Annotated in this window: 15 protein-coding genes; 4 read left to right on the top strand and 11 right to left on the bottom strand. The window is 32.3% G+C overall.

The genetic code is table 11. The annotated features are described in order from the left end of the window. The first annotated feature begins 316 nt into the window (after positions 1–316). Positions 317–2557: an ABC transporter permease gene (locus BUA73_RS05940; RefSeq protein WP_084672095.1), complete on the top strand. Its 2241-nt coding sequence runs from the start codon at positions 317–319 to the stop codon at positions 2555–2557. 68 nt (positions 2558–2625) lie between these two features. Beyond that, positions 2626–3153 carry a ferritin family protein gene (locus BUA73_RS05935; protein WP_072903225.1) on the top strand — a complete coding sequence of 176 codons (528 nt, stop codon included), beginning with the start codon at positions 2626–2628 and terminating at the stop codon, positions 3151–3153. A 128-nt stretch (positions 3154–3281) separates the two neighbouring features. Here BUA73_RS05935 and BUA73_RS05930 read toward each other — a convergent pair whose 3' ends face one another. After that, positions 3282–3800, bottom strand: coding sequence for a type III toxin-antitoxin system ToxN/AbiQ family toxin (locus BUA73_RS05930; protein WP_072903224.1), 519 nt, complete (start codon positions 3798–3800; stop codon positions 3282–3284). A 427-nt stretch (positions 3801–4227) separates the two neighbouring features. Here BUA73_RS05930 and BUA73_RS05925 point away from each other — a divergent pair, with 427 nt between their 5' ends. Further along, on the top strand, positions 4228–5262 hold the full coding sequence (locus BUA73_RS05925; protein ID WP_072903223.1) for a hypothetical protein: 1035 nt from the start codon (positions 4228–4230) through the stop codon (positions 5260–5262). Here the strand turns inward: BUA73_RS05925 and BUA73_RS05920 are convergent. From BUA73_RS05920 to BUA73_RS05890, 7 genes are all read right to left on the bottom strand, one after another. Further along, the gene (locus BUA73_RS05920) at positions 5247–5696 is read right to left on the bottom strand and encodes a helix-turn-helix domain-containing protein (protein WP_072903222.1); all 450 of its coding nucleotides are present in this window, start codon (positions 5694–5696) and stop codon (positions 5247–5249) included. The genes BUA73_RS05925 and BUA73_RS05920 overlap by 16 nt on opposite strands. Positions 5697–5704: 8 nt before the next feature. After that, positions 5705–6289, bottom strand: coding sequence for a VanZ family protein (locus BUA73_RS05915; protein ID WP_072903221.1), 585 nt, complete (start codon positions 6287–6289; stop codon positions 5705–5707). A gap of 87 nt (positions 6290–6376) precedes the next feature. Next, on the bottom strand, positions 6377–6928 hold the full coding sequence (locus BUA73_RS05910; protein WP_072903220.1) for an SF0329 family protein: 552 nt from the start codon (positions 6926–6928) through the stop codon (positions 6377–6379). A 25-nt stretch (positions 6929–6953) separates the two neighbouring features. Continuing rightward, positions 6954–7343, bottom strand: coding sequence for a tetratricopeptide repeat protein (locus tag BUA73_RS05905; RefSeq protein WP_072903219.1), 390 nt, complete (start codon positions 7341–7343; stop codon positions 6954–6956). A gap of 19 nt (positions 7344–7362) precedes the next feature. Next, the gene (locus tag BUA73_RS05900; protein ID WP_072903218.1) at positions 7363–7989 is read right to left on the bottom strand and encodes an ATP-dependent Clp protease proteolytic subunit; all 627 of its coding nucleotides are present in this window, start codon (positions 7987–7989) and stop codon (positions 7363–7365) included. Positions 7990–8013: 24 nt separating this feature from the next. Then, positions 8014–8646: a GyrI-like domain-containing protein gene (locus BUA73_RS05895; RefSeq protein ID WP_072903217.1), complete on the bottom strand. Its 633-nt coding sequence runs from the start codon at positions 8644–8646 to the stop codon at positions 8014–8016. Positions 8647–8694: 48 nt separating this feature from the next. Beyond that, positions 8695–9639: a helix-turn-helix transcriptional regulator gene (locus BUA73_RS05890; RefSeq protein WP_072903216.1), complete on the bottom strand. Its 945-nt coding sequence runs from the start codon at positions 9637–9639 to the stop codon at positions 8695–8697. A gap of 293 nt (positions 9640–9932) precedes the next feature. Between BUA73_RS05890 and BUA73_RS05885 the strand changes: the two genes are divergently transcribed. Next, complete coding sequence (locus tag BUA73_RS05885; RefSeq protein ID WP_072903215.1) at positions 9933–10676, top strand: hypothetical protein; 744 nt, start codon at positions 9933–9935, stop codon at positions 10674–10676. Between the two features lie 70 nt (positions 10677–10746). On the opposite strand, the gene BUA73_RS05880 is transcribed toward BUA73_RS05885, so the two are convergent. From BUA73_RS05880 to BUA73_RS05870, 3 genes are all read right to left on the bottom strand, one after another. Beyond that, positions 10747–11007, bottom strand: a complete 261-nt coding sequence (locus tag BUA73_RS05880) for a hypothetical protein (RefSeq protein WP_072903214.1) — start codon at positions 11005–11007, stop codon at positions 10747–10749. 68 nt (positions 11008–11075) lie between these two features. Then, positions 11076–15023 (bottom strand): cell wall-binding repeat-containing protein, encoded by a 3948-nt coding sequence (locus BUA73_RS05875; protein WP_072903213.1) that lies wholly within the window; start codon positions 15021–15023, stop codon positions 11076–11078. A gap of 391 nt (positions 15024–15414) precedes the next feature. Then, complete coding sequence (locus BUA73_RS05870; protein WP_072903212.1) at positions 15415–17109, bottom strand: ABC transporter ATP-binding protein; 1695 nt, start codon at positions 17107–17109, stop codon at positions 15415–15417. Between the last annotated feature and the right edge of the window lie 4 nt (positions 17110–17113).

Here is a 17113-nt window from a genome sequence, read left to right as displayed (position 1 = left end):
AATAAAGACCTTTCGTTTGAAGTATGTATTTCTTGCAGCCAAAATCATTAAAACCGCAAGAACTGTAATTATGAATTTGTCAGAAAACTATCCGTACAAGGAAGTGTATGAAAAATGTCTGGTATAATAAAGATATCATCTTGAAAATCGAGTGTTGCTCTGTGGATAACTTGCAGGGTTTAATAAGTATCTTTACTCCAAAGTTGCAATCAATAATTTATTGAAAAAGATTGAAAGGTGGTGGTAAATAATGTTACAATGTGGGAGTATCAGTTTAAATTCTTCGTGAAATAGTGTTCTTTTAAGCTAATAAAAAATGCACGTGGAATTTAGGATAGACCTACTTAAAAACAATGATAAAATATTAGACCATTATGCCACCCATAGTGTGGATGTAAACTTGACAAACATGAGCAACGTGGTGCGTTTTATGGAGTTTGACACCGAAAACAAAAATAATATAAACAGTTTTATCCTTGTAAATGGTAGATTACCAGAAAGAAGTGGCGAGATCGCATTGGATGAAGAAGCCATGAAAATTAACAAGGATTTAAAAATAGGGCAAGAGTTCGCCATGGAAACGGGCGAAAACACATTAAAAAGTTTTAAGAAATCAAAATTTAAGATTGTGGGAATAGTGCGAAATCCCATGTATATTGAGAGAAATTCCAGAGGCATTACTCCCGTGGGGAAAGGCAGTGTGGATTACTTCGCAGTGTTAAATTCTTCGGACATTTCTATGCCAGTCTACACTGAACTCTATGTAAGATTTAAAAACGTTCAGGGCATGGATGGATACAGCAAAGAATACGAGAATCTCATGGATGAAAACACCAAGTACTTGGAAGAGCTGTATGCAAGTCAAAACAATAATGGTGTTAAATATCATGTTTTTGACAGGAAGGATAACCCTGGATATTTAGGATACAAAGATGCCATTAATAGCTTAGACAAGATTGCCTCAGTGTTGCCTATGTTGTTTTTTGCATTGGCAGTGATGATATGTTTAACTACTATGACGAGAATGGTAGAAGAAAACAGGGTGGAAATCGGCACTTTGAAAGCTTTGGGTTATGGAAATTACAAGATCTCAAAGAAGTACATAGTATACGCTTCCCTAGCTAGCATTTCAGGTGGCATACTTGGAATTGCTTTAGGTTGCAATGTGATTCCAATAATTATTAGCAATGCTTATAGTAGCTTATATACTCTGCCAACCTTAAAAATATTCTATTACCCCTCATTTATAATTCAGTCCATGGCAATATCCATATTGTGCACTGTAGGTGCTAGTTTGTTCGTTATAATCATGGAACTTAGGAATAAGCCTGCAGATTTGATGAAAGTTAAAGCTCCCAAGCTTGGCAAAAAGATACTTTTAGAGAGAATAACACCTCTATGGAAAAGATTCAGTTTCAATTACAAAGTTACCTTTAGAAATATATTCCGATATAAACAGCGTATGATAATGACCATCTTAGGTATTTCGGGCTGCATGGCTATACTTGTTACAGGCTTTGGCATCAAAGATTCCAACCAAGGTGTGGTGGAAAGGCAGTTTGAAAATCTTTGGAGATATGAAGCCATGGTGATATTGGACGAGAAAGCCCCAAAGGAAGCAAAAGATGCCTATATTAATACGGTTAATAAGCTTTCAGGCTATGAAAACAATATGAATTTCCATCAGGAAGCAGTGATATTTAGCAAGAAAGCCATGAACAACCAAGAGGCCACTTTATATGTTCCTGAAAATCCTGATAAACTTCAAGACTTCATAATTCTGCGTCATAGAAAGTCCAATAATAAGTACAGCTTAACTGATGATGGTGTCATTATAACCGAGAAATTAGCTAAACTTTTAGGTGCCTCTGAAGGGCAAACTGTAACCATGACCACTGACAATAACGTGTCCTATAAAATTAAAATAGACAAAATAACAGAGAATTACCTTAAACACTATATATACATGTCCCCAGCCTATTACGAAAGTGTATTTAAAAAGAAGCCTGTTTATAATACACAACTGCTGAACATGGACATGGATAAGGCAGATAAGGAAGATGATATCTCGTCCAAACTTTTGAACTGCAAAAATGTATTGAATGTGGCATTGATGTCTAAAATTCAAAAGACCACAGAGGATTCCACTGCCAATATGAACCTGGTCATCATGGTAATAATAATATCGGCGGGTTGCCTAGCCTTTGCCGTGTTATACAATTTGAATAACATAAATGTGTCAGAGCGCATACGAGAACTCTCCACCATAAAGGTTCTAGGGTTCTACCATAATGAAGTGACTATGTATATCCTGCGTGAGAATATAATGCTAACCTTGCTAGGCATACTTGCTGGATCAGTGCTTGGGAAAATGCTGCACTCCTTCATAATCTATACCTCTGAAACCGACGGTCTTATGATGTACCCACAGGTCTCCACTATGAGCTATTTGTTATCAGCCCTGCTAACTGTGATCTTCTCCATAATAGTCATGGTAATAATGCACATAAAACTGCAAAAAATAAACATGATAGACGCTTTAAAATCCAGTGAATAGGAAAGTATAAGGTACACAAATGCCATAAGTTTAATATACTGTTTATATATTAATTTTTAGGAGCTATTATGAGTTATACAACGGAAAGACATCCCCAGGGAATAACCAAGGATAAAACGGGATTTTTGCGTGAAGGAATGATAGCAGAAATTGTGGCCATAAATGATTATAGCAATTTTATAAGCCTTACTAACAACAGGGAAGTGAAAGATATCTTCTATCATATCATGGACGAAGAAAAAATCCATTATGGAATGTTTTTAACCGCTTTACGAAAGTACGACAAGGAAGAAGATGAGCTGAAAGACGAAGTACAAGACCACGTTAATATTTCAAATAAAGATATGGGCAAGTACAAAGACCTATGGACAGCCAAAGATAAAAATGAAAATTTACTTATTTCTATACGAGAGGCTATTAAAGGTGAGCTTGAGGCTATTTTGCTATACCAGCATTTTCTTGAAAACACATCGGACAACTATCTCATAGATATAATTTCAAGAATCATATATGATGAAAAAGAACACACAGAGGAATTGACTTTAGCACTGACCTTATTGGACAAGAGTCCTTATGGTCTCACAGATTCTGAATAGCTTATGTAAATTTACACCTTTGCTAATGTTGATATAGTAATTTTATAGAAAAGGAGTTGTAGCGCTTAATAATTAGTGCCATAGCTCCTTTTTTAAGACGAAGTAATCCTATAGAATTCTAATAAAATCTACTCTTTTTCTTGAACATAATTCTGGCATTTTCTTTCCATGCCTTTAAAATCAAAACATCTCTTTGAAATATCATTATCGGGATAGTTATTTTTCAAGTCGTATAGTTTTTTTGCTTTTTCACCAATATCTTTTTTGTTAAGCTCTTTCATCTCTTTTTTTAATAAAACTATATAATTACTACATTCTTTTTCATTTTTAAAAGTTCTTAAATTTTTGATGTTATTATACTTAATCTCTACTAACTTGCTTTTAAGTACTGGAAACATATAATTTAGATTTACAACTGCTAATAATTTTTTATCATCATATAATTTAATGAAATCCATATTTTCTTTTATGTTATTATGTCTTTGTTTAGCATGAGATACTTGTGAAATATAAACAAGGGTATCTGTTTCGAATAAAGCGCCAAAAAAAGGCTTTAGTTTATCTTGTCCATAGTCAGTGTTAGGTATCCTACATTCATAACTCCTTAACCAATTTAGAAAATTTTCTTCAACTGTATACCACTTCATGTCTATCTCCTCTACGAAAAAAAGTTGAAGAAGATTACTCTTTTTCAACTCTCTATTAAGACGATTTTGGCAGGCTTCGCAACCTCTATTAAGACGATTTTGATAGGCTTCGCAACCTCTTGGTAATACGATTTTGGTAGGCTTCGCAACCTCTATTAATTATATTCTTAGTTTACCACTTATAGACATTGAAGTCAATGATTTTAAACTTACGTTCTAATTCATTATATACCATTATGCCCTTATTGTTGCCATATATTCAGTTTTCCTATTAATTTTCCAAACCATTTTTCATCCAAATTACTAATCCTAACTTGTCTCAGTGATAATCTGCACTATGAAAAACTCCCTGTTTTTCAAATTGTTTATGGCGATGAAAGCATGATACCATGATAACAAGAGATAATCCAAAGGAAGTGTTAAAGTCATGATTGATTTAAAAAGAATATATAAGCAAGTGCGGAACACCATTGAAAATGTGAATTTTTCAGATTTATGGCCAGGTTTTAAGAGATTTGACTTTGCCCTATATAATGATGATATAGTTATCTTAGATGGACAACTTGTGCCAAAAACAGATGACTTTTTGGGCAATACCTCAATTTTATATGATGGTAAATATATTGCTATATGGAGACTAACTACGGAGATAGACAAGTATGTGTTAGCTAGCAAAATAATTCATGAAATGTTCCACGCATACCAGATGGAAATGCATGAATCACGGTTCCCAAATGAAATAGAAGCATTGTGGCAATATAAATATTCACCAGATTACTTGCAAATAAAATACGAAGAAAATTTACTTTTGGCAGAACTCACTGTGGAATTCAACACTGAAAAGCTAAAATCATTTCTGCAATACCGAAAGTTTAGGCAATGTAATTACACATATGAATATAATTATGAAAATTCTGTAGAAGCCATTGAAGGATCGGCCACCTATGTGGAACTACAAGCCCTAAAAATGTTTAACGAAGAAAAATATTTACAGCGTTTGCATGGTATGTTGGACAATATTTCTAATTTGGGGAATCTCATACCCATGAGAATTATTTGCTATGATACAGGTGCTCTTTTTCTAAATCTTTGTATGGAAAACAGCCTGTCACTAGATCTCACTGTAGGAATTGCCTCGGAAATATTTTATAGCAAATTGATAGAAGACACTGCTTGTAAAAATATATCTATAAAGGTTTCTCCTGAGATAAAGAAATTTTACCAGGAAGATCAAAGAAATTTTCGCAAGAAAATAGAGCTCATCACCTCCCATTGTAATGAAGTAATAAAGGGAAACTTTGAACTCTTAGGTGTTAATGTATATTCTGCTAGGTTCTTAGATGGTTATATCTACTCTGAATACTTTATAATGTACAAAGATGCCGAACCTAAAATTCTATATGGAGATTATCTTGCAAAAATCGAAAACCATATGATAACTGAAATTTACAAGGAGCCGTAAATCATATCCATAACAGCCTTAGTTTTGGACAAGTCACCAGTAAAGATAAACCTACCCATATGAGCTTTATCGTCATAGTGAAAGCGAAACCTAAAATTGCTAATGTTATTTTCTTTTAGAAGGTGGGTAAGTTTAGTGCATAAATCAAGAATTTCTGAATGCTCTCCAGGCAGATCATATATAAAACAAGCCTCCGGAGCATTCTTTTTAATATTTTCTACAAAATCCTTTACTATGACATTATCTTTTATCTTAAGACCCTCTGCAATGAAACTCTGAGAGAAAAACTCATTAAGATTTTCCTCTGTAAACAGCCATTTATTTTTTACCTTGATGCCCTTTAGAAGCCCATCCTTTATATAAGTTCGCAATGTCCTAGTAGTAAAGCCCGTAATTAGAGCAACTTCATTCAATGTGTAATATTGATTTCCCATGCTTAAACCTAATCACCTCCATAACAACAAATTCTCGCCTTCATCTGTTTATGATGAATTAATTCAAACACAGCATACCCTATGAATGCTCCCAAAGTATTCAAAATTACATCGTCAATATCTGCGGACCGTATGTTTCCAAAGTACATGAACACATATTGGAGCACTTCGATGGTCACCGAGACAGATAAGCATAGTATAACAGTCGCCTTAATACTTCTATATTTCTTGAACACTAGTGGGACTAAGGTAGCTAGTGGTGATAATATCAATAAATTGCCCACGATATTAACTGCCCAAAATTTCACCATAAACCATGGTATTGTAGACTGCGATATGTCACCATAAATATCACTTATAGTATTGAAAACTGGTACTAAATTAACTGTAATGTGAGTTATTCCACCCATACGAAATGGCAACAATATAACCGTAATTAATGCTATTATGTATAGCTGCAATAAAATTATGCCACATTCTCGAAAATTCCAAAATTTTTTCTTAGACCTTTTAGATTTAATATATTTACACATTTCTATTACTATAATTATTGGTATACCCATAATTATAGCTAGCTCTTCCCCTAAATTCATCTTACCCTTCCTCCCCTTAACTTTACGATTTCTTTAATACAGCGAGCACCATCACATACCCACTGTTTTATGCATTTATCATACTTATTATTTTTCATATTCAACATTCTCAGCCTCCAGCCTCAATTTATAAAATGGCTGAACCCATTCCAATTCTGCGCTGAAATTCTTACTAACTCTTTCTATCGTTCTCTTTCCCACTCGCCTGTCCAATACAGCTAAGATGCGTATCAATGGATTCTCTGAACAAATACTTTTTTCAATACCCTGATTAAAATATTCTCTTAAAGCATTTGTAAAAGCATATACCGGAAATATACCCTTGTACAAAAGCTCATCCTCTACGGTTTGCTCTACTTCTTTATTTTCTGAATCAAACTCCATATGCTTTCCATTCCATTGTCTTTCAGGTGTATTAAGTTCCTTCTTAGCTGCTTCACTTGATTGAATGTACATTGGCCAAAATGTAAATACATTTGAATTGAACATTTCCTTGTTATCAATAAGGATAGAAAATCTCGCTTCATCATCATTTGCAGCAGGATATTTTGTCATAAAATATCGAACTCTTCCCCTCAAAGACTCCGCAAGCAGTTCCTGTTCCAACCTTCTTCTAACACCACTCCATGATTGCCCCATTTTCCCCCTCCAGTCCTTTACCTAATTATTTTTCATATAATAATTCATATTTCTTTTTAGCATCTGCATGCCCATCATTTGCAGCTAATCTATACCATTCTTTGGCCTTTTCCATATCCCTTTCTACAAAAAGACCTTCCTCATAAAATATCTCCGCAAGATTGTATTGTGAATCCCTGTCACCATGCTCTGCAGCCCGTTCTGTCCAATAAAAAGCTTTCTCTATATCCTTCTCAACACCAAGCCCCTCAAGATAGAAATATCCAATTTGGCACTCAGCTAGTGGATACCCCTTCTCAGCCAACTTTAAATGTCCCTCAAAACATTTATCATACTGTGCGGTCAAATAGTACTTATTGATTAACTCCTCACATTCATCTAATTCTTTACATGGTTTGTAGTAATCGCTTGCCATAATTTATATACCCCCAAATTTATATTATACTAGCCTTTTGTAAATGCTTTATAATCTTCTTATAATAGCCTTTGTTGTTAATTTTATTTATACATTTAAAGCTATTCTGTAATCTATGTTGCACATTAAAAGGTATTATTTCATCAACCAAATTAATATCAGCTAGATTTTCATGACTTAATATATTGTCCATTTTAGATAATAACTCTACTTTTTCTTTATCCAAACCAGTGGATTTACTATAACATGCCATTATTTTGTTTAAAACTACATTTATTTTTTTTGCTGACTTATCTTCCAAAATCATATTTACTCCATATTCATTAGATGTCAAATTAAAATTCATTCTTATTGTACTATTATTAAAAGCATATCGTTTTCCCTTGCTACCCGTAGCTAATAATAGTGTTGCTATACCGGAAGTTTTCCCCAATGCTATGGTGGCAAATTCACAATCTATATGGTTCATTACATCGTAAATTGACATAGCTGAAGAAATTTCTCCGCCATTGCTATTTATCAATAGATATATTATCGCTCTCTGATTTTCCTCATACAAATTAAAGATCTTTTTTATAACAGTTACCGCCATTGTTTCGTCAATGTCACCATCTATATCGATTATTCTATGATCCAGCAAATTCATGTCCCCATCCCCCTCAATATATACTTATACCAACTTTATTGGATGTCGTATCACCGTACGCATCTTTTCTATTGATGTTTTTCTTGGATCACTCAAATATATTTCATGATGCATACGATTTTTATCCATGTCATTCATATATCCCAGCTCCTTAATATACCTGTCCATAATTTCTATAGTTTTAGGCTCATCATCAAATGAGCCATGATGCATAATCTGAACGCATATACCTTCATCCAAAGTGAAAAATTCTGTCAAAGAACAATCTAAACCTTTCTTTTTCTCTGCTGTTTCTACAGCCCAATCAAAATCTTTCTTCACAACAAAATCTGGCATTCTAATAACTGAAATCCATTGAAACGAAGATTTATTTCCATAATCAATTCCATTAATATCATCTTGCCACCAAAATCCCTCAAGTGGTGGAACAACATATTGAAAAAATCCCTCTATTTTGTAATCAGTTTTATAGCTCATTTTCAAGTTATATGCAATGGCATATAAAATACTTATTGCTTGCTGATAAGCACCACCTTTTTCATTTGGATTACCTTGTCCATGCACCGCAATATAATTCATTTTTGGTATCTTTACTATTTCTGGCTTATTCTTTGGTATATAAAATGCTTTATACTCCTTCTTAAAATCAAAACTCATTATTAATCACATCCTTTCTCTAATATTATATCTAAGAAAACATGACACCTATATGTCATCTTTGTAAATCTCATTCATCTTTTTTATTTTCAATTTCACCTTATCTTTTAATTGCAGAGGGCATATTACTTTTACCTTATCTTGCATACTTATAACCAAATCCACAACAAATTCTAAATCACTAATCTGAAATACAATGTGCCCAATCTCTTCTTCCTTATCTCTGTGAAAGAATTTTGCATCAATTTTATCTGTTAATAAAAACTCATTTGCCTTTTGGTATCGCAATGTGACATCATATAAATTTTTTGCATGTTCCCCTTTAAAATTATTAGATATAAAATTATCATTTAATTTAAACTCTTCAATGGATCTACCTTGAAAAGTTTTGTCTGAAATTATATAGGAGACAATCCTGTTAATCTTAAATAATCGAAATCCCTCACTGTCCTCGCAAAAACCATATAAGTACCAATATGATTGCTTAAAAATAAGTTTATAAGGTTGAACAGCTCTAACTTTTCTTGATTTATTAGAAACATACTCTAAGGAAATCTGTTTCTGAGTTTTTATGGCTTCATGAAAATCCATTAGTTTTTCCTGAACAATACTATTTTTAAACCATGAAGATAAATCTATCAAATAGTCACTTTTTGAAAATATAGTCTCCACCTCTTCTGGAACTAACTTTGCCATTAGATTAATTAGCTCACTATCTTTGTTAATGCTCATGAAACCAGAAAGTGCCGTAAAAAGATTTACCACATCACTTCTAGATAAAACACTATCCTTATATTTATATCCTTCAACTACGGACACGCCTCCACCCATACCTGAATAAGTTACTATGGGTATCCCTGCTTTATTTAAAGTATCTATATCGCGAGAAATGGTACGCTTGGACACCTCGAACCGCTGGGCAAGTTCTCGTATGGTAACCCGTTCTCTATTAGCTAATATATTTAATAAACCCAATAATCTATCTATTTTCATTGCAGGTCACCTCCTAATATAACATTGTTAATTACAATCCCCTTGTCAATTTTATTATACCACTATCCTGAGCCTAATACTTCCAAGAAAAATATCCTATAAGATAATTTTATTTATTAAAAATATTATGTATAGTTGAATATTGTTAATTTTAATTATATAATGTTAATAGACAATAATTTTACCATTTAAAGATTTTATTATAGATTTTTTTGAAATTATTCTATTGAACATTGTCTTTAAAATGCCTAAGATGATGTTAGTAAAAATAAATTATAAAAGAGGAATCTAAAATGTCTAAAAAGAAAAAATTAGTTTTACTCTGCGGTGTTTTCGTAGTCTTCATACTATCTGCTGGACTATATTATCTCTACTGTTCTTATAATCCTGATATTAGAATTGGGGCTGGTAGTGGTGGCAAAGAAGACTATCATATTCAACCTCTTACAGTATTAATCATTGAACACCATAATATCCCTTCAGCCAAAAGTATATCGAAAAACCTGCGTGAATTAGGTGATTGGGATGATAAAATTGTAACAGATCTTATGTTGAGTGAAAATTATATTGCCCCTACAGATGTAAAAGCATTCGGAGAAATACGAGATGGTAAAACAGTTCTTAGGTATGAGGGATTTGTAACTACCAAAGATGGTGTAAGAAAAGATTATAAAGAAGAAAAGGTTTTTGATTTTGTTTTAGACCCTGATATGGATCTTGAACCAATTAAAAATGATTCCTTAAAAAAAAATGGTTTCTATTATGCACTTATATCTGATAGTCAAAAGGATATCCCATCTCCACCGGCCATTACAATAAGAGACAATAAGATAATATTTTATCCTCATTTACTTTCTAGTTATATACTATTCGGTGACTATAAAATTGATGGTGATAAATTATCTTTTGAAGATGAGGAAGGTATACTACATGTATTCACTATTTCAGGCGATAAATTGATTTTTCAGGAAGGTAGTCATTTAGAAAAATTCATAAAGAAGGGTACTGAATTTGTTTTTAAGGAAGAGTCGAATTAAAATCTAGGACTGTCGCACTAAATAATTAGTGCGACAGTTTTTTAACAAAAATAAATGTTAGACTATAATTTTAATCTGCGGTCATATATACATAACTTATTCGATTTAAAATATTATCATTAAAAAGCAATACCATAGTAACAGGAAGTTTGTCCTTATCTTTTGTACTTATGGATTCAATTCTATTATAATTATCATATACAGTATCATCAAAGAAATAGGTGAGTTTTTGCTTTATATCTTCCTTGTCAAATTCAGTACTATCAAGACTTAACTTAGATACAATATCTGAATAATTATCACCTATTTTTAGATAGTTATTCAAATTCAAATCATTTTCCCAATAATCCATTTGAACAATTTTGTTATTTTTCTAATGATCAATCATATTTTTTAGTCTTAATTAAAATACCCTTCCAATACCTCATCGCTAATATTATCGTATGATCCTATTAACATAAAATGGCCAGTATTAGAGAATACACTTTTTAGATATTCCTTAGTTGAATTTTCAACATTGGTATTGATAAACACAACAGGTGCATTTAATTTTGCTGCTATAGCCACCCCACACAAAGCATGGGCAAAATCATCTCCAGTAACGATAAATACATTTTTATAGTCCATGTAATCTTTAAAGTTATTTAGTATTTCTATATTTTGTCTGTAGATATTTTCATTGTAGAAACTTTTCCCACTTGATATTGTACTCCTTATCTTCTTTCCTATAGCTTGTTCATTGCCAGCATAGTACACTTCAGCTAAGTTTTGAGATTTAATATAAGCTACCATATTTTTGCTCATATTGTCATTATCCACAAACAATATAGCCATGTTGTTGTTAGCAGCGTATGAAGCAAAAGAAATTCCTGGGACAAACTCCTTTCCAGTGGTAAGAACAATTCCATCTACTTCACCTAATTCCTCAGCAATCTTCAAGGAAGTTTCATACCTGTCCTTGCCAAATATTCTTTTCGTAGTTATGCCCATGTTAACTATGGTTTTTTCCACATCTTTAGATATTACGCCCTCACCACCAATGATAATTACGTCTTTAACCTTTAGATATTGTAATGCTTCCTTAGTTGAATCATTTAGATTTTTAGTTTGTGTAAAAAGTATAGGTGCATCATATTTTTTTGAAAGAGATACTGAAGAAATTGCATCTGCATAATTTTCCCCATAGCATAAAATTGCTGTATCAGCCTGTTGCCATATCTCGCTGGATATGCTGGCCGATGTTTCATATCTATCCTTTCCATCTACCCTCATCATCTTTTTTTGTAATTCTTTTATCATATCTTCAGGAGGAACTTCTCCTACACCACTTAAGTCTACTATTTTATCGAACAGCTCCTTGTTTTTCATTATTATTTCCTTATTTCCAGAAACAGAATAATTATCTTCAGCAAGGATTTTCTCCAACACTGCTCCAAACTCTCTTATATCATCAGGTGTGGTTTTAATAATTTCATTCCTGATTTTTTCAAGGTAATTATCATCCATGTTTGCAATATACCTATTATCCCTCTCAAAAGGTGATAATATATTAAATACTGCTAACTGACTATCCACGTTTTCTACAGTTATGGCAATGTACCTATTTAAATCTACTTGAGAGATATTAAAATTTTTAAAATATCTAGCGGCACCATCGTAAAAATCCAGGGTTTCTTTTATATGTGGATCATTGGATGAGAGCATTAGCACTGTACCGTATTCACTGACAGAACAATCAGCCACATATGCACCACCTTTTACTCTTACTGTGTTAAGCAAGTACTCCTTCAATATAGTATTGGCAACCATAGTGCTACCTGTGAATTTGTAACCATATTTATTGAAGTTTCCACCCTTTATAACAGACATATTTTTATTATGATCTATATATGCTATATTTTTATCACTTAATGGCATTTCATATTTTTCCTTTATAAAGGGATTATTACCCAATTTGACCACAAATGATTTCAAATTCTCTTCAATGGTTCCGACCTCTTTTTCCTCACAGGTTAAACTCATAATGACATTGTCTTTATTGAATACTTTATTTTCTATATCCTTTATTTCCTTAACTATAGAAGGCCATTTTTCCGAGAAATTCTCAGATAAATTCTTTAAGAATTCCATATATTGAGTTTTACTTTCCAATCCATTGTATCTACTTACATCTAGAAAACTTGATAAGACAGACTGCATAGATAAGACATTACCCGTATTCAGAAACTTTATATACTGTCCCGTAGATGCAATGTCATCATTTATTGCCTGTTTTATGTTTTCAGTATCGTTGTAATCTATACCTAACATCATTTCTTCCATTGCTGAAATAGCTGTATCTGCCTTGTCGCATTTAAATAGACCACTTAACATTATTGTAGGTATAAAATCCCCATTAGATGACACAAGCTGAATAACATTCTCTGTGGCGCTAAAAAAGAAATTTTCATCCTCGCATAACTTATCAAATTCCTCTTTTGAATGATTTTGTAAATTTGTCTTGCCGATTAAAGATAGATATAATCTTAAACAATTTAACTTATCCTGTGGAACATTATTTGTATTAAAATAAACGTTCATATTTATATCTTGCTCTTTTTCACAAGGGTAGTACAGTAGCTTTACACCATCTATAATCTTTTCGTTTCTTTCTTGTTTTTTGAAATCCACCTTATTATCATTTATATCCGCCGTGGGTATAGTAGCAATTTGTTCTTGGGTCATAGGAGTATCATTCCACTTTTTAAACTCATGAGTTTTGGCTACGAGATTATCAACTTCCTCCGAAGTAAGGCTTGACTTATATTTCGCAAGCTTTCTCTTAAGCGCTTGACTATTTTTTTCATCAAGACCTGGTTTAGGATTCATCATAATCAGTGAGCAATGATTGTTGTCTAAAATTTTCTCCTGTATATATTTTTCAAAATATTTCTCTCCTGTTTTTACACTGTGATCTATGCTTTCCATGATATCTTTTGGTTCGAAGTACTCAACGCAATTTAGGTCATAGTTTAAATACAACTGAGCCTGTATATAGTATTTCACCCAACTATAGTCCCATAAAACATCCCCTGAATCCTCATCCTCTGTGGGTTCTTTTGGCTCCTGAAAGTAGTTGTCTAAGGTTTCTTTACCTATTCCTTCATTAACTATTTTTTTTAAAGTATCTTTTATAAGCTCCTGATAATTTTTCTTCTCACTGGCATCTATATTTTTAAGGACAATACTAAACACAGGCTGCATAGTTTCATATATTTGTATATTTAATTCACCATTAAATCCCTTGTCCTTTAATGCCTTATCCAGTGGTTCGTATAAAATTGACTGCAAAGCTTTTAAAGTAAAGAATGACTTCCTATCTTTTATAGTGTCTACAACATAGTTCATCATCATTATACTTTTATTTTCTGTGGAAGCACCTTTTGCTATACTGTACTCGGTATCATATTCCACCATGTTGCCAAAAGGTTTCTGAAGATCTATTTTTGAATCTACATTTTCCTTATTAAACTTACTTAAATAGTTACTATCTATGAATTCAAGGATTTCTGCTATATTCATCTTACCGTACAAAACTATATTGGCATTGGAAGGAGTATAATATTTCCTATATGTTTCCTTTAGTTGCTCATAGGATAATTCGGGAATGTTATCAGGATACCCTCCGCTTTCATTTTTGTATATAGTATCTGGAAAAAGGGATTTGTAGGCTTCACGTTGTATATAAGCACCATCACCTTGTGAATAATGTCCTTTCATCTCGTTGTAAACAATGCCATTTATTTTTAACTCATCATCTCTTGAGTTAAGCTCATATCGCCAGCCTTCTCTTCTAAATATATTTTCGTCTTTAAGCATATTAGGATTAAAAACCATATCCATATAGACATCCATAAGAGCTCTGAAGTCCTTATCATATTTGCTAGCTACAGGATATATCGTTGCATCATTATACGTTAATGCGTTCATATATAAACAACGAAGAGATGAAGGCAGCCGTGATAAAAGATCCTTTACAGGAAACTTCTCAGAACCACCAAATAAAGAGTGTTCTATAATGTGATTGACCCCTGTATTGTCATGAGGCAGTGTTCTAAAACCAATAGAAAATGCCTTATTTTCATCATTATTTTGAAAATACGTAAGCCTTGCACCACTTTTCTCATGTTGAAAAGTCTTTACTATTAATTCCCCATGTTCAATGGGCTCTTCCTTAATTAATTTGAACCCTGAATAAACCTTCCCTTCCTCAGCCAAAGCAGTTACAGGCACAATTGTGATTATAAACAAAAAACATACAATAGCTGACAACACCTTGTTTACTTTCTTTTTACCATTTAAAAACATATTTTTCCCCCTCAAACGAATTTTTCACGGGTATTATCTACCCATTCTTATCCTTTATTAAAAAATCAACCTCTGCCTTTTATATAAATCTTGTTTTCCCTTATATTCATTTATAGTAGTTAACATTCTCACTATATTCATGGGTAATGCTAAATTGTCCAATTTATTATTTTAAAAAGAAATCATTATATATTCTCCCTTATTTATATTATACTTTATTATTATCATTTTATCATAAACATAATCATTTTTACTAAAACGATTACGTTTTTCATTAAAATATTATATTAAAATGCAATAAACCTTATCATTTACTACTAGATGATAAGGTTTATTCTTAATATGATATTATTTTAAATTCAAAATTTATTATAATCAATACCCTAAAACATTATTTATGCCTTGGTAGATTTTTATGGCATCCCTGTTCTACGACTTTTCCCTTATCTATTACATATATAATATCTGCATCTTTAATTGTAGAAAGCCTATGTGCTACAGCAATAGTTGTTTTCCCTTGCACTAGAGTATTTAGTGCTTCTTGTATAAGTTGCTCTGACTCACTATCCAATGCAGATGTTGCCTCATCTAAAAGAAGTATAGGAGAGTTTTTTAGAAAAGCCCTTGCTATAGCAATCCTTTGTTTTTGTCCTCCAGATAGTTTCCCACCACGCTCACCTACTAATGATTGATATCCATTTGATTGTTTTAATATAAAATCATGCGCATTAGCAAGCTTAGAAGCTTGCACAATTTCATCATATGTTGCCTCCATACGTCCATATCTTATATTTTCTTCTATTGTTCCTTCAAATAAATATGACTCCTGCGGAACATAGGCAATTAAACTTCGTAGTTCTTCTAAGGTATATTCTCCTATATGTTTACCATCAATAATAATGCTACCACTTTCTATAGGATACAAGCCTAACAGTAGTTTTATTATAGTACTCTTTCCTCCTCCGCTTGGTCCTACCAATGCTACTAGTTTTCCCTTCTCTACTTCTATATTAAGCCCATTAACCACAGTTTCATTTTCTTTGTAGCTAAATGTCACGTCTTTCATTTCAATCATTTTGTCTTCTGATAAACTTCTATCTCCAAAACTATAACACTTTGATTCTTTTGGTAAATCCATTATTTCTAGAACACGAATAGCGCCCGCCAAAGATATTTGCATCCTAGACACTTCATTACCCAACTGCCTAAAAAGGTTTGTTATATTTCCCACCATCAAAACCATGGCCAACAAACTACCAACAGTTCCTATTCCATTGAACACTAGAATTGTTCCAGCTATAAAGGTAATGCCATTGCTAATCCACATTAATATAAAATTAGAAACATCCAAAAACGCATATTTTTTAAACCACTTTATAGATAAGTCTGCTGTTTTTTTATTGGCTTCATAATATTTTTTAGCAATAACTTCTCCAATATTAAACATCTTAACTTCTCTAAACCCCGCAAGTAAATCTGTAATACACTGAAGCATATTACTGTTATTTTGCCGTAATCTGTTACTTATAGTTCTTAACACCTTGGCATACCTTTTATTCACATAAGCTGTTATTACCCCTATAATTATTAATACTGCCGCCATTTTAAAGTTTAGAATCAACATTATTATTGCAGAATAAATTCCTGTCAAAACAAGAGATAAAATTGATCTCATATTTCCATTGTAGAAATTCTCAAGAATTCCTATATCATTTATAAACCTAGATATAATATCACCACTATGATTTTTATCAAAATATTCTATACTTATTTCTTCAATATGATAAAAAACTTTTAATCTTATATAAGCCATTACTTTTTTTACAGCGCCTGCAAATAAATAATTTAATAAGGGAGCAAGTACACAAAATACAAAAGCTACTAAACATAGAAGTAATGATGCTCTTACTATGAGACTTCTATTTCTCAGTACTCCAGCATCTGTTATATCTTTTAGTACAAGAGCACTTATAATTGGAATACTTGCATCTATTAAACAGCTTCCAACAAGCCCAATTATATAAGGAAACTTCTTAGGTTTTAATAAGGAAATTACTCTCATGATTCCTTTATTCCTTATATTCATATCA

Origin of the sequence: Hathewaya proteolytica DSM 3090, assembly GCF_900142225.1 — a bacterium.
In the GTDB taxonomy this organism is placed as follows: domain Bacteria; phylum Bacillota; class Clostridia; order Clostridiales; family Clostridiaceae; genus Hathewaya; species Hathewaya proteolytica.
Note: the sequence above shows the minus strand (reverse complement) of the source record. Positions and strands in the feature narration are given on the sequence as shown.

Coding starts and splice junctions, on each gene's coding strand:
- BUA73_RS05915 (WP_072903221.1), bottom strand. CDS start 6,289: ATGAATTTAGGGGAAGAGCTAGCTATAATTATGGGTATACCAATAATT.
- BUA73_RS05885 (WP_072903215.1), top strand. CDS start 9,933: ATGTCTAAAAAGAAAAAATTAGTTTTACTCTGCGGTGTTTTCGTAGTC.
- BUA73_RS05910 (WP_072903220.1), bottom strand. CDS start 6,928: ATGGGGCAATCATGGAGTGGTGTTAGAAGAAGGTTGGAACAGGAACTG.
- BUA73_RS05940 (WP_084672095.1), top strand. CDS start 317: ATGCACGTGGAATTTAGGATAGACCTACTTAAAAACAATGATAAAATA.
- BUA73_RS05935 (WP_072903225.1), top strand. CDS start 2,626: ATGAGTTATACAACGGAAAGACATCCCCAGGGAATAACCAAGGATAAA.
- BUA73_RS05875 (WP_072903213.1), bottom strand. CDS start 15,023: ATGTTTTTAAATGGTAAAAAGAAAGTAAACAAGGTGTTGTCAGCTATT.
- BUA73_RS05925 (WP_072903223.1), top strand. CDS start 4,228: ATGATTGATTTAAAAAGAATATATAAGCAAGTGCGGAACACCATTGAA.
- BUA73_RS05920 (WP_072903222.1), bottom strand. CDS start 5,696: ATGGGAAATCAATATTACACATTGAATGAAGTTGCTCTAATTACGGGC.
- BUA73_RS05905 (WP_072903219.1), bottom strand. CDS start 7,343: ATGGCAAGCGATTACTACAAACCATGTAAAGAATTAGATGAATGTGAG.
- BUA73_RS05890 (WP_072903216.1), bottom strand. CDS start 9,639: ATGAAAATAGATAGATTATTGGGTTTATTAAATATATTAGCTAATAGA.
- BUA73_RS05870 (WP_072903212.1), bottom strand. CDS start 17,109: ATGAATATAAGGAATAAAGGAATCATGAGAGTAATTTCCTTATTAAAA.
- BUA73_RS05930 (WP_072903224.1), bottom strand. CDS start 3,800: ATGAAGTGGTATACAGTTGAAGAAAATTTTCTAAATTGGTTAAGGAGT.
- BUA73_RS05900 (WP_072903218.1), bottom strand. CDS start 7,989: ATGAATTTGCTGGATCATAGAATAATCGATATAGATGGTGACATTGAC.
- BUA73_RS05895 (WP_072903217.1), bottom strand. CDS start 8,646: ATGAGTTTTGATTTTAAGAAGGAGTATAAAGCATTTTATATACCAAAG.